This is a genomic window from Leisingera sp. M523 (assembly GCF_025141335.1).
In the GTDB taxonomy this organism is placed as follows: Bacteria; Pseudomonadota; Alphaproteobacteria; order Rhodobacterales; family Rhodobacteraceae; genus Leisingera.
This window is the reverse complement of record NZ_CP081036.1, coordinates 97,981-111,096: the sequence shown is the minus strand read 5'-3', so window position 1 is coordinate 111,096 and position 13,116 is coordinate 97,981. Positions and strand designations below refer to the sequence as shown.

Sequence of the window (13,116 nt, the reverse complement as noted above, 5' to 3'; positions counted from 1 at the left end):
CATGGCCATCCCATCTCCCAATCCCATCATCGACCTTGCGGGCGTCACCAAGTCCTTCGGAAGCTTTCAGGCTTTGAAAGGCATCGATGCAACCGTCTATGAGGGCGAATTCTTTTCACTGCTAGGCCCATCGGGCTGCGGCAAGACAACCCTGCTGCGGATGATCGCCGGGTTTGAGACGCCAACGGATGGCACCATCGTGATTGCAGGCCAGGACATGGCAGGCGTGCCCGCCAACCGCCGCCCCACCAACATGGTTTTTCAATCTTATGCTATATTCCCGCATCTCAGCGTCGCCGAGAACGTCGGTTACGGGTTAAAGACACGCAAACTGCCCAAGGCCGAGATTGCCCGCGAGGTGGAGCAGGCGCTGCAAATGGTGGACCTGGGCGGCCTTGGGACCCGCGCCGCGCATGAACTGTCCGGCGGCCAGCGCCAGCGGGTTGCGCTGGCCCGGGCGCTGGTGATGAAGCCGAAGGTGGTGCTGCTGGATGAACCGCTGTCGGCGCTCGACAAGAAGCTGCGCGACCAGATGCAGGTGGAGCTGCGGCAGCTTCAGCAGAAGCTTGGCATCACCTTCATTTTGGTGACCCACGACCAGGAAGAAGCGCTGACCATGTCGGACCGGATCGCGGTGATGTTCGACGGCCGGATCGCGCAGCTCGCCACCCCCGAGGAACTGTACCGCCGTCCGGTGGACAAGCGAATTGCCTCTTTCATCGGGGTGATGAACTTCCTCGGCGCCAAGGCCACGGGGCGTATGAACGGCCATCTGGCGCTCGACATTCCGGCACTTGGTAGCATCGAGCTGCCGTCGGCACAGATCCCCGACGGGCTGGACCTTCGGACCCTGGATTCGATTGGCATCCGCCCGGAAATGCTGACCATCCTGTTTGACGGAAGCGAACCGGCCGAGCAGGTGGCCAGAGGACAGGTGACCGGCACCGCCTATTACGGCGACATGACCTATTACAGCGTGCGCCTGCCCGGCCACGGCGAGGACGTGACCATCTCAATGCGCAACACGGCAGGCCGGTCCATCGTGCCGCCCGGCAGCGAAGTTCCGGTGGGTTGGGGCGCAGACTCCATTGTGCTGTTCCAATAAGGCTGGGGGCATTAGCCTCAGCTCTGTTGCAAATGCTCTGAACAACAAGAAAACGCCCCGCCATTTGGCGGGGCGTTTCGTCATCCGGAAGGCCTGACTGTTTCAGAAACCGGCTTTGATCAGTTCGAATTCGGCAATCATCTTTTCGCGCAGCGCCGAAGGCACCGGGGCCTGCCACAGGGTTTTGGCGCGCAGCGCGTTGCTGCTTTCAAGCCCGGCCGCCGCCAGGTCTTCGGTGTTCATATCCGCCATCGCCTTGGCGTTGCCGTGGCCATAGCCCCAGGCGGATACCAGGTGGTTTGCAGTCTGCGGCTCCAGCCAGGCGTTGATGAAATCATAGAACTTGTCCTCGGACCCCGGTGCATTGGTGAGCTTTGCATAGCCGCACACCCAGCTGGATGCGCCCTCTGCCGTGTCGCGCTTGATTTCGATCGGATGGCCTTCGTAGGTCATCGTCGAATAGGTCTCGTTCCAGGCCCAGGCCAGATAAACCTCGCCGCTTTGCATCAACTGCGCCAGCGAGGCCCCATCGGACCAATAAGTGCGCACGTTCTGGTGCACGGTGCGCAGGAAGTCAGACGCCGCACGGAATTGGGCGTCTGTGGCATTTGTCCAATCATTGACACCGGTGGCCAGGAACCCCAGCGCATAGGCGTCGTCCACATTGTCCCCGATCGAGATCCGCCCCTGGTGTTTGGGGTCCGCAAAGGCTTGCAAAGAAGCCACGTCTGCGTCGTTCAAATGCTCCGTGTGATAAGTGACTGCGGTATTGCCCCAGTCTGCCGGGATGAAATAGTTCTGCCCGTCCTTGGTGTAGGCCTTGACGTCGCGAAAGCTTGGCTCGAGCTCGCCCCAGCGGTCGATCCGTGCAGTGTCGAGCGGTGCGAGCAATCCGGCCTCGATCCATTTCGGCACCGATTGCGAACAGGGATGCGCAACATCGGCGCGGAACCCTGAACGCAATTTCTGGAACGCCTCTTCTTCGTCACCGAAGAACGCAAAGGTCGGGCTGTCGCCATGCGTCTCAATGTAAGCAGAGAAGAACCCTGGATCCTCGTAACCGGCCCAGTCGAAAACGGTCAGCTCCGCGTCTGCGGCCAGGCCCGCGCCTGCCTGAAGCGAAAGAACCGTGCCAAGCGCAGTGGCTGTTTTCAAAAATTTCATGAAAGTCTCCCTGTTGCCGCGGCCCTGTTTTCCCGCCATTTGCCTCCTCCGGCACAGGCTTGGCCATGATAGAAAAGGTTAGGAGGGAAATCGGCTTGACACAACATTTATTTAAGCGCTCAATTAAATTGTGAACTGAAATATGCCCGCCGAAAGGTAAACTCTGATGCGCGATCCCCGCCATGACATCCTGTTCCAGCCGTTGAAAATCGGCCCGGTGGAGACCAGGAACCGGTTCTACCAGGTGCCCCATTGCGCCGGCATGGGCTGGCGGCGGCCGCGTACTGTGGCGGCGATGCGGGGGATGAAGGCGGAAGGCGGCTGGGGAGTTGTGAACACCGAGTTCTGCTCGGTCCATCCGACTTCGGATAACGATTATTACCCCTATGCCGCGCTGTGGGACGAGAATGACATCCGCGCCAACCAACTGATGACCGACGCCGTGCATGAACATGGCGCTTTGGCCGGGGTGGAGCTGTGGATAGGCGGCGGTATGGTAACCAATTTCGGCACCAGGCTGGCGCCCCTGGGCATGCGCAACCGGCCGCAGACGGATTCCACTGTCCTGCACCCCGGGCAGGCGCGCAAAATAGACCGAGAAGACATCCGCAACATCCGCAAATGGCACCGCGATGCCGCCGTACGGGCGGTCGAGGCCGGTTTTGACATCGTTTATGTTTATGCCACCCACGGCTATCTGCTGTCCGAATTCCTCGATCCGGTGAACAACACCCGCGGCGATGAATATGGCGGCTCGTTGGAGAACCGGGTGCGGCTGGTGCGCGAACTGATCGAGGAAACCAAGGAGGCCGTCGGCCACAAATGCGCAGTGGCCACCCGTTTCAGCGTTGGGCTGGAGGATGCCGAAAGCTATGACGCCTTTGCCATGCTGTCGGAGCTGCCGGATCTTTGGGATCTGGTGGTGCCTGACTATGGCGTGGAGATGGGGGCGAGCCGTTTCGTCAAGGAAGCCTCCTTCACTGATAGTATCGCGAAAGCAAAATCGCTGACCTCGAAACCTGTTGTGGCAGTGGGCCGCTACACGTCGCCCGACACCATGGCGCAGGTGATCCGCCAGGGCGGGCAGGATCTGATCGGCGCGGCCCGGCCATCGATTGCCGACCCGTTTCTGCCCAAGAAGATCGAGGAGGGGCGCAGCGAAGACATCCGCGAATGCATCGGCTGCAACATCTGCTATGCGCATGACTCGCTGGGGGTGCCGCTGCGCTGCACCCAGAATCCGACCATGGGCGAGGAATGGCGCCAGGGCTGGCATCCGGAGAAATCCGGCCGCAGCACAGCCCCTGAGAAGGTCCTGGTGGTAGGCGCCGGCCCTGCCGGGCTAGAGGCCGCCCGGGTGCTGGGCGAACGGGGCCATTCGGTGATGCTGGCCGAGGCAAGCCGGACCCTGGGCGGGCGTGTCACCCGCGAATCCCGCCTGCCGGGGATGATCGAATGGGCCCGCGTGCGCGACTGGCGCATCGGCCAGATCGATAAGCTGTCCAACGTTGAGGTTTACCCGGAAAGCCCGCTGGATGCCTCCGATGTGCTGGACCTTGACGTCTCTCACGTCATTGCCGCCACCGGGGCGGTCTGGGCCACGGACACCATCGGGCGCCATTCCGGCACCGGGCTGGAAGAAGAAGCGCCCGGCATGATCGTCTCGGCAGAAACGGTGCTGAACGGCGAGGCGCTCAACGCCGATCACTTGGTGATTTATGACGACGACCACTACTATCTCGGTTCGGTCCTGGCACTGCAGCTGCGCAAAGACGGGCACCGGGTCACCCTGGTGACACCTGCAGGCCGCCCCTGCGATTGGGGCCAGTGGACGACGGAGGTCTACCAGTCCAACGCCGCCCTGGTCGAGGCAGGTGTCGCGGTTGTGCCCAACCGGATGCTGGTGGCCGCGCAGACGGGTGAGGCGGTGTTGTCCTGCATGCTCTCAGAAGCCCGCAGCACGCTTGCCTGCGATGCGATCATCCCCCTCACCCGCCGCCTGCCGGTGCTGGGGCTTTATGACGGGCTGAAGGCTTTGGGAGATGGGTTGCAAGACACCGGGATCAAATCGGTAGCCCGTATCGGCGACGCAGAGGCCCCCCACATTATCGCCGCCGCGGTGCAAAGCGGCTACCGCGCAGCGATGGATCTGGGGCAGGAGGTCGATCTGGCCAAGAAATACGGGCGCCGCGAGCATACAGTGTAAGGCAGAATTTTAAGCCCCGGCTCCTGCGGAAACGGCCGCAGCAGCCGGGGCTTATTACTTCCTGTGTATAAGAGGTGCGACACGTCCCGGGCTGGAGCGATGGCCCAGACACGCCGTCACAGCCGCAGGTATTCGGAACAAAAAAAGCGGGCGCCGGAACCACCGTTTGCGCCCGCCAGTTTGGGGAAGGGTGACGGGAGCCGGTGCCACCCCCTCCAGCTTCACGCTGCCAGCTGCACTTCCACCTGCTGGATGGCACGCTCCAGGATGTCGAACATTTCGTCGATCTGTTCCAAGGTGATGATCAGCGGCGGCGAGAACACTGCCATGTTGATCAGCGGGCGGACGATCAGCCCCATCTCCTCGCAGGCGGCATCAATCATCGAACCGAGCTTACGCTCGGCCTCCAGATCCTCGGCCTGGCACTCGATGCATCCCAGCAGACCCTCGCCGCGGGCGTCGCCGACGATACCGAACCTCATCAGATCGCTCAGACGCGCCTGGAAATGCGGAGTGACTGCGCGGACATGCTCCAAGATGCCTTCTCGCTCGATGATCTCGATGTTCTTCAGCGCCGCAACGCAGGACACTGGATGGCCGGAATATGTGTATCCGTTGGTGTAGGAGGACGGTGTGCCCAGATCGCTCATCTGCTCCATGACGCGGTCAGAGATGATGCAGGCGCCAAGCGGCAGATAGCCGGATGTCAGCCCCTTGGCACAGGTGATCATGTCGGGCTGGATGCCAAAGACCTCCTGGGAAGCGAACCAGTGGCCAAGACGGCCAAAGCCCGTCACCACCTCGTCGGAAATATAGAGGATGTCATTGGCGCGGCACAGCTCCCACGTCCGTTTGTGGTAACCGGGTGCGGGCACGATGACACCGCCGGAGGACAGGATCGGCTCGGCAATAAAGGCGCCGATATTGTCCGCGCCGATCTCTGCAATGGCAGCCTCCAGATCCGCAACCTTGGCGTCGCACCAGCCCTCCACGCTCATACCCGCGGGGCGGCGGTAGGGGTTCACGTCGGGCAGGAAATGCACCAGCCGGGTTTCAAAATCGAAATGGCTCTGGTCGCGCTCCTTGCCGGTCACCGAATGGGCCAGATAGGTGGAGCCGTGGTAGCCCTTCTCGCGGGCGATGATCTTTTTCTTCTGCGGCAGCCCGCGGCGGTTGTTCATGTACTGCATGGTGCGCAGGGCCGTATCCACCGCGGTCGAGCCGCCAGTGGTGAAGAAGACGTTGTTGAGGTCGCCCGGCGCCATTTCGGCGATCTTCCGGGCCAGCACTGCCGACGGCTCGGTGGTGTTGGTGAAGGGCGAAGTATAGGGCAGCTTCATCACCTGCGCGGCGATGGCATCGGCCATGTCCTGACGGCCATAGCCAATCTGGGTGCACCACATGCCGCCCGGCCCGTCGATGTAACGTTTGCCGGAGGCATCCCACAGATGGATGCCGTCGGCACTCTCCATCAGCATGTTATCGTAGCCGCGCCAGTCATCCATTGCCATCCAGGGGTGCAGCTGATGGGTGCGGTCCCATTCGTGCAGGGTGTCGGCGTTCGGTTCGTTTGCGAATGTGTTCGGGGTCATCTTAGTCATGGGAGTACCTGATCCGGGTTAAAACGGGCGCGGCGGGGTTGCCCGCGCACGGCTGTTAATGAAGAAGGGCTTGTCCTCGATGGTGACCGGCACCAGGCGCCTGTCCCACTGCCCCTCTTCGTTGACGTAAACTTCGGCCCAGAGGTCATCGGTGACGTTCTCGCCGAAAGGCGCCTTGAACTCGGCCAGCGCGATGTTGCGCTTGGTGGTGGGGGACCAGACGCCAGAGGTCACATGCCCCACCTCCTTCTTTTTCTTGTGATAGATCAGCGCGCCATCCGCGGGTTTGAAACCGCCGATGTCGATCTTGCACAGGTGATAACGCAGACCGGTCTCCTGCTGCTTCAACAGCGCCCGGCGGCCGTTGAAATGGCCCTTGGTGAAATCTACCATCTTGGCAAATCCCAGCTCCAGCGGGCTGCGGCCCCGGCCCAGACGCATGGCCATATGCACAGGCTGGAAGTCAAAACCCGCGGCGATGAACCCGGCCTCGATCCGGCAGATGTTGAGCGCCTCAAACCCGATCGCCCGCAGGCCCCAGTGGCCGCCCTTGGCCCAAAGCCTGTCCCAAAGCTCCAGCGCCTTACCATTAGGCACCCACAGCTCATAGCCGAGATCGCCGGTGAAGCCGGTGCGGGAAATCCACAGATCCGGCTCGATTTCGCGCCAGTCGAAGGGTTTCATATCCGCTACGGCGCCTAGTCCTGCGTCCTGCAGCAGCGAAAACGAGGTCGGGCCCTGCAGCGACAGCGCCGCGATCTCCTGGCTTTCGTCGGAGATCTTTGCGTCAAAGCCCCAGGCGGTGTCGAGCAGCCATGTGTACATCGGCTCCTGACAGCAAAGGCGGAAGTCAGTGTCCGAGAAGCGGAACAGGGTGCCGTCGTCGATCACCATACCCTCTTCATCGCACCACAGGACATAGCTGACCCGCCCGGCGCGCAGCTTGGCGGCATTGCGGGTCACCAGCCGGTTCACCACTTGCAGCGCGTCCGGTCCGGTGATGCGGTATTTGTGCATCGGCGAGATGTCGAACAGGGTGGTCTGGTTGCGGATGGCGAAATATTCGAACTCCACTGTGTCCAGCATCGCAGGCGACACATAGCCCGCCCAATTGGTCCAGCTTTTGGCGGTGCTGAGCGCCTCCAGCCGTGGCTGGAACGGGGTTTCGATCAGTCCGATGGGTACATGTTTGGTCATCAGATCACCCCGTCTTTTAATAGCTGCAAGGCGCTGTTGCGGCCGGCAAGCCCGGTCACATCGCCGCCCGGATGGGCCCCCGCACCGCACAGGTAGTAGCCCTTGGGGCCGAAGCGGTAATGCGCCATGCCGTTGGCGGGCCGCACCGTGAGGATCTGATCGATGCCCATCTCCGCATGATGCCAATGCCCGCCCGGCGCGCCGGTCCGTGCCTCGATACAGGCGGGGCTGAGCACCTGGCGTTCCGTGACCAGCGCGCTGAGGCCGGGTGCGTATGTCTCCAGCGTGGAGAGTGTGACGGCGGCAAGCCTGTCACATGCGGCCTCATCCCAGCCGCCCTCCAGCCCATACGGAACAGAGCTGACAACAGCGGACAGCACATGCTGCCCGTCTTTGGCCAGTCCCGGGTCGGCAAGGCTGGGAATGACCGCCTCAATCACCGGGCTTTCCGGGATCCCGCCGTATTTTGCCGGGTTGAAGGCGCGCTCCACATAGGTGGCACTTGGCGCAATCAGCAGCCGGCCTGCCGCGAGTTCCGGGGTGAGGCCGGTGAACTTCGGTACACCGTTCAGGACCAGATTGACCTTGGCGGCCGCGCCCTTGCAGCGCTGGTTGCGCATCCGCCGCACCATTTCCACGTCGTAATGTTCCGCACCCGCCAGCTTCATCGCGGGCATTGGGCCAGTGTTGCTCAGAACTGTACCGGCGGAGATCTCCGTGCCATCCTCCAACACCACACCTGCCGCGCGGTCATTTTCGACCAGCACACGGGACACGCTGGTGCCGGTGCGGATTTCAGCGCCGGCTGCACGGGCCGCAGCTTCAAACGCAGCTGAAACCGCACCCATGCCGCCGATCGGCAGCTGCGCTCCGCCGCCCTGCCCCAGCCGGTACATCAGCGAGAAAACCGTTCCGGGTGAGCGCGGCCCGGCATAGGCGCCGCGCACCGCATCCGCTGCCAGCGCCCCGGCCAGCGGACCGTCTTCCAGATCGTCCAGAATCAAATCGTAGGCGTTGGACAATAGCACGCGGAGAAACTCGCGCATGTCTTTCTTGCCCGTCCGCTTAAGATCCAGCCCCAGTTTGGCCAGCCCGGCAAGTTCCGTGAGTGTATTCAGGCTGGCCAAGCCGCCCTCAAGCGATGGCGGGGATTTTGTTGAAAGCTGGCCCAGAAGGCCGGCGAACAGTGTCAGGCGGCGCATCAGCTCCGTAAAAAGCGCGGCTTCCGGGTGGGGCCGCCCATCGGCCAGTTCTGCCTTGCCGCCGCGGATCACGGCATGGTTCCCATCCTGGGACAGTGAAACAGCAGAAAGCTCGCGCACGTCCAGAGGCGCGCGGCCGGTGCCGAGGCCCAGCTCCTTCTTCACCTTGGGATGAAGGTTGTAGAGCAGATGCGCAATCTCCGGCACCTCTATGCCGCTTGCCAGCGTGGTATTGCGGGCCATGCCGCCGGTGGTTGCGTTCTTTTCGATCACGCAGACGGATTTGCCTTTGCGGGCCAGCGTTGCAGCCGCGGCCAGCCCGTTGTGGCCGGCACCAATGACAATTGCGTCGTAGGTTGGTGTATTCATTGTTTGCTCCTCACGCCGCGTAACCGGTCACTGCGCGTCCCTTGCCGATGTTGCGCAGGATTTCCTTGGCGGCATTGGCGCCCGGCGCCGCCATTACGCCGCCGCCCGGATGGGCTGAGGATCCGACGATATACATGCCGTCAATCGGGGTGTCGTATTGCGCGTAACCCGGCACCGGGCGGTTAAAGAGCAGCTGATCAAAGGTCAGCTCACCCTGGAAGATGTTGCCTTCGGTCAGACCGACCTCCTGCTCGATATCCCAAGGCGTGCGGATCTCCGCGTGCAGGGTCTTGCTGCGGATGTCGGGGCAGGCTTGCTCCAGCTTGTCAAAGACGCAGTCGGCAAAGGCACCGCGGGTCTGGCCGTTCCAGTTGGTGCCTGCGCGCACGCCGCCCACCTCCAGATCATAGGGCGCGTATTGCACAAAGACGGTCATCATATGCTTGCCCGGCGGCGCCATGGTCGGGTCGATCTGGCTGGGGATCAGCATGTCGAAATACGGATTCTGCGACCAGCGCCCCTCCTTCCAGTCGTCATAGGCGCGCTCCAGCTCAATCAGGCTCTCCGAACAATGCAGATCGCCGCGCAAGAAGGGCGCGCCTTTGGGGGCGGCCGGGAATTCGGGCAGCGCATCCAGCGCGATGTTCAGCTTACCCGAGGAGCCGCGGATCTTGAAACGCTTCACTGCCTTGGTGAAGTCCTCGGGAAGGTGTTCTTGCCCGGTGTGCTTTAGGAACGTGCGCTTTACATCCATGTTGGAGGCCACGATGGGAGCTTGGTATTCGTCGCCGTTTTCCAGTGCCACCCCGGTGACCTTGCCACTGTTCACCAGGAAACGGTCGACGCCGGAGCCGGTGACGATGGTGCCGCCCGCCTCCTCAAAACAGGCCCCTAGCGCGTTGGAGATCGCCCCCATGCCGCCGCGTGCAAAACCCCAGGCCCCGATCGCGCCATCGACATCGCCCATATAGTGGTGCAGCAGCACATAGGCCGTGCCCGGTGAATAAACCCCAAGGCCGGTGCCGATGATCCCTGCCCCGGCGATATGCGCCTTGATCAGGTCATTTTCAAAATGCTCATCCAGGAAATCGCCGATCGACATCGACCAGAAACGCAGCGTCTCGCCCAGTTCTTTCTTGCCCAGCCCATGCGCCTGTTTGATCAGGAACAGCAACTCGCCGATGTCGCGCGGCTTCAGCGACGACGGGTCCGGTGCATTGCGCAGCAGGAAGGGCCGGATAAAGCGGCACTGGCGGATCACCGTCTGGCTGAACCGGTCATAGGCATCCGCGTCATGGGCGCTGTGACGGGAAATTTCCCGGCGCAAGGCGTCATGGCCCGACATGTAGGCAAAGTAATCGCCATCGCGGCTGAAACTGGCACCGCCCTCATAGGGGATCACCTGCAGCCCGTATTTCGGCAGTTCCAGGTCGCGCACAATCTCGCGACGCAAAAGCGAACAGACATAAGAGCAGTTGGAGTACGTCCAGCCCTCATGCAAGGAACGGCTTACCGCCGCGCCGCCGATCCAGTCGTTTTTTTCCACCACCAGAACCTTCAGCCCGGCCTTGGCCAGGTAACAGGCCGCGGTCAGACCGTTGTGCCCGGCCCCTGCCACGATGGCGTCATATCTGTCATGCTGCCCCATGAATTTCTCCTGGTTCGACTGTTGCTGACTGGAGACTAGTAGAGAAGATATTTGCCGTAAAGTTTTTTTGAGCGCTCAAATAAAAATAATCCGGCTGACAGGCGCAGCGAAGTGTGGAACAAGAAAGAAAATTGGCATTTGGATTTCTCATGGTGGCATCGCAGAGCGGCGGCAGGAAGCCGCGCAAAGAACGCAAGGAAAACGCCGACATGCGGCGCCGGCAGATTCTCGATGCGACTCTGAAGTCGATTGTTGCCAATGGGCTTGCCAAAACGACGCTGGCGACGGTGGCCAATGAGGCCGGGCTGTCCCAAGGTGTTGCCGTCTTCTACTTCAAGTCCAAGACCGGCATTCTGACCGAAGCGTTGCGGGATCAGTACCAGACCTACGAGGCCCACTGGCAGGCTGCGCTGGACAAGGCCGATGCTGCACCCGCGCCCCGGCTGCGCACGATCATTGAGGCGGATTTCAGCCCGAAGATCTGCAACCCCAGTGCGCTTGCCATCTGGTTTGCCTTCTTCGGAGAGCAGAATTTTGTTCCGCAATATGCCGAGATCACTGGCGAGTTTGAAGATAAGAGATCTAAAATCCTTAGCGAGATCTGTCGGCAGCTGGCGCCGGATGATCCTGAAAAGGCGCGCCTGACTGGCGGCTGGATTGATACGCTGACCGATGGTTACTGGCAGAAGTTGCACTTGTTTCCGCACATTTACACGCGTGAGGCGGCACTTGAGCAGACTCTGACATTCCTGCAAACGCTGTTTCCTAATTATACGGAGGCTTTCCAGGCAAAGACTGGCAATTAAGCCAGTTAGCAGCCTAACAGGAGTTCCCCGCGTCAAAGAATTTCTGCTTGAACCTCCATGGGCTTCGACCAGTTGGCGGCGTTGAACTGAACCGCACCGGGTTTGCCGGAGACTGATTTCAGTTAGTTACGCGGCAATGTCCTCAGTTTCCAGAGCGGCGTAGAAATGGGCCTCTGCTTCTGCCGGCGGGATGTGCCCAATGGGTTCAAGCAGGCGGCGGTTGTTGAACCAATCCACCCATCCGAGCGTTGCGTATTCCACGTCTTCGAAGTTGCGCCAAGGGCCGCGGCGGTGAATGACCTCGGCTTTGAACAAACCGTTGATCGTCTCGGCCAGGGCGTTCTGCGCCTTCAAATGATCCCCCGGATCATTTGATCCGCTGCGCGGATCTGCTTGAACTCATAGCTGTCTCCGACGCTGCCGACAGAAGGTTCTATACCGGCTTCGCCCAACCGCTCTGTGTATTTGATCGAAAGGTATTGACTGACCCACTGCGTGACAGGCGATGCCAGCATCGCCGAGAACGGCGGCCGGAGTAATGAACAAGCCCCATCGCCTTTGTCGGCCGCCGCTCGTGAACAGCCTGCTCCAGAGCATCCATTGCCCGGCAGGCGCATGCGAAGCATGTGCGAGAGGGGAGAACGAACCCGGCATGCGCCGAGGTGCTGACACGACCCATTGACCGGCAGGCGATTTGGCAAAGCCAAATCTGCCGAGAGGGGGCCAACGATCTTGCGGGCATAGGCATCGATAAGCGAGCCATTGAAGGCGCCATTGGTTCGAGCCCAATGGCGAGCGGCGACATAGGCGAACCCTTTCCAGGTGGCAACATAGGTGAAATCGCTGACCCAGAGCATGTTGGGCGCGGGGACACGGAATTGCCGGTTTACCTTGTCCATCCACTGCCCGGCAGCACATGCGCAGCATGTGCGAGAGCGGGCACGGGGCCTTTTTGCCGGGCATCGTGGTTTTGTGCGGCTTGCCCCGGAGCGAGCTTTTGTCCGCCATTGGTCCGAGGACAATGGCGAGCGCCTTGAATATTGGACGTAGCCTTCCCGGCCTTTTCCACTTCATCCACGACAAGGATCGGGTTTGCTACGCCCGCCTGCAGAATGGTTTCCAGCACGCGCCCCGGATACGCACTGCCCCAGCCCCGCTGCGACCCGACAACGCCGAACGACGCGTTCTCGCTGGTAGCTTCAACAACGGCCGTTGGGACTGTGAGCATCTGCCCGAGGCGCCGCGCCCAGTGGCTCTTACCGATACCGGGCGGCCCATCCAGCAGAATGGGCGGCAGACGCAGGCCCGGCCACCCTTCGCGTACGGACCGGCGCATCGCATGCCACACGGCTTCCGTCGCCGGAGCCATCCAAGGCATTTCCCCATGCAGTTCAGCCGCCAGTTCATCAGCCTGGTGTTCGGTAGCGATCGCAACCAGCCTGACGCCATCTCGAAATACAGAGAGCCGCTCCCGGTGCTCCCGGCTGAGATGCCCCATGCCGGAAGCTGCCTTCCGGCCCTCAAGAAGAAGATCAACACGGCGTTTGATCCGCGCTCTGTCCTGTTCGCTGGGGCTGATGGAGTGGCGGCGCCTTGCTGCTCTTTCACTGCTGTCTTCGTCCTCCGCACCAGCGCTGATATCCGGCAGCTTCCGGCTTCGCAGGTCGCGCAGGTGCTGTAAGAACCGTTTCTCCAATGTGTAGGTGGTGTCCTCCGGGCTGAAAAACCGGGCTTCGATGAAGGGGATGCGGGGCATCGGAGTAAGACCTCTGGCAAGGTTGGACTGCCGGCCGGGAACGCTCCGGCCGCTCAACAAGG

The 13,116-nt window shown here is 61.6% G+C and carries 9 protein-coding genes and 1 pseudogene; 3 read left to right on the top strand and 7 right to left on the bottom strand.

The genetic code is table 11. The features are described 5' to 3' along the window. The first annotated feature begins 1 nt into the window (after position 1). A complete protein-coding gene (locus tag K3557_RS00515; protein WP_259996784.1) occupies positions 2–1,105 on the top strand; it encodes an ABC transporter ATP-binding protein in 1,104 nt (367 codons plus the stop codon). A gap of 102 nt (positions 1,106–1,207) precedes the next feature. Here K3557_RS00515 and K3557_RS00510 read toward each other — a convergent pair whose 3' ends face one another. Then, positions 1,208–2,269, bottom strand: coding sequence for an extracellular solute-binding protein (locus K3557_RS00510; RefSeq protein ID WP_259996782.1), 1,062 nt, complete (start codon positions 2,267–2,269; stop codon positions 1,208–1,210). Between the two features lie 166 nt (positions 2,270–2,435). Here K3557_RS00510 and K3557_RS00505 point away from each other — a divergent pair, with 166 nt between their 5' ends. After that, on the top strand, positions 2,436–4,475 hold the full coding sequence (locus K3557_RS00505) for an NAD(P)-binding protein (RefSeq protein WP_259996780.1): 2,040 nt from the start codon (positions 2,436–2,438) through the stop codon (positions 4,473–4,475). 221 nt (positions 4,476–4,696) lie between these two features. Here K3557_RS00505 and K3557_RS00500 read toward each other — a convergent pair whose 3' ends face one another. The 4 genes from K3557_RS00500 to K3557_RS00485 are packed head-to-tail and all read right to left on the bottom strand — an operon-like array spanning position 4,697 to position 10,492. Further along, positions 4,697–6,076: an aminotransferase gene (locus tag K3557_RS00500; RefSeq protein WP_259996778.1), complete on the bottom strand. Its 1,380-nt coding sequence runs from the start codon at positions 6,074–6,076 to the stop codon at positions 4,697–4,699. 18 nt (positions 6,077–6,094) lie between these two features. Continuing rightward, the gene (locus K3557_RS00495) at positions 6,095–7,273 is read right to left on the bottom strand and encodes an aminomethyltransferase family protein (RefSeq protein ID WP_259996777.1); all 1,179 of its coding nucleotides are present in this window, start codon (positions 7,271–7,273) and stop codon (positions 6,095–6,097) included. Beyond that, positions 7,273–8,844 (bottom strand): NAD(P)/FAD-dependent oxidoreductase, encoded by a 1,572-nt coding sequence (locus K3557_RS00490; RefSeq protein ID WP_259996774.1) that lies wholly within the window; start codon positions 8,842–8,844, stop codon positions 7,273–7,275. Before K3557_RS00490 ends, K3557_RS00495 begins: the two co-directional genes overlap by 1 nt. Before the next feature lie 10 nt (positions 8,845–8,854). Further along, the gene (locus tag K3557_RS00485; protein WP_259996772.1) at positions 8,855–10,492 is read right to left on the bottom strand and encodes an NAD(P)/FAD-dependent oxidoreductase; all 1,638 of its coding nucleotides are present in this window, start codon (positions 10,490–10,492) and stop codon (positions 8,855–8,857) included. Positions 10,493–10,605: 113 nt separating this feature from the next. Between K3557_RS00485 and K3557_RS00480 the strand changes: the two genes are divergently transcribed. Continuing rightward, entirely contained in the window at positions 10,606–11,298 is a 693-nt protein-coding gene (locus K3557_RS00480) for a TetR family transcriptional regulator C-terminal domain-containing protein (protein WP_259996770.1), read from the top strand. Positions 11,299–11,424: 126 nt separating this feature from the next. Here the strand turns inward: K3557_RS00480 and K3557_RS00475 are convergent. Together K3557_RS00475 and K3557_RS20505 are read right to left on the bottom strand one after the other, a co-directional pair. Next, positions 11,425–12,140, bottom strand: a pseudogene (locus K3557_RS00475) (hypothetical protein); the annotation flags it as partial. A 44-nt stretch (positions 12,141–12,184) separates the two neighbouring features. Then, positions 12,185–13,054, bottom strand: a complete 870-nt coding sequence (locus K3557_RS20505) for an AAA family ATPase (RefSeq protein ID WP_409201194.1) — start codon at positions 13,052–13,054, stop codon at positions 12,185–12,187. Positions 13,055–13,116: the final 62 nt, after the last annotated feature.

Excerpts from the sequence above, each read along its gene's own strand:
- K3557_RS00485 (WP_259996772.1), bottom strand. The coding sequence starts at position 10,492 with ATGGGGCAGCATGACAGATATGACGCCATCGTGGCAGGGGCCGGGCAC.
- K3557_RS00515 (WP_259996784.1), top strand. The coding sequence starts at position 2 with ATGGCCATCCCATCTCCCAATCCCATCATCGACCTTGCGGGCGTCACC.
- K3557_RS00495 (WP_259996777.1), bottom strand. The coding sequence starts at position 7,273 with ATGACCAAACATGTACCCATCGGACTGATCGAAACCCCGTTCCAGCCA.
- K3557_RS00500 (WP_259996778.1), bottom strand. The coding sequence starts at position 6,076 with ATGACTAAGATGACCCCGAACACATTCGCAAACGAACCGAACGCCGAC.
- K3557_RS00510 (WP_259996782.1), bottom strand. The coding sequence starts at position 2,269 with ATGAAATTTTTGAAAACAGCCACTGCGCTTGGCACGGTTCTTTCGCTT.
- K3557_RS20505 (WP_409201194.1), bottom strand. The coding sequence starts at position 13,054 with ATGCCCCGCATCCCCTTCATCGAAGCCCGGTTTTTCAGCCCGGAGGAC.
- K3557_RS00490 (WP_259996774.1), bottom strand. The coding sequence starts at position 8,844 with ATGAATACACCAACCTACGACGCAATTGTCATTGGTGCCGGCCACAAC.
- K3557_RS00505 (WP_259996780.1), top strand. The coding sequence starts at position 2,436 with ATGCGCGATCCCCGCCATGACATCCTGTTCCAGCCGTTGAAAATCGGC.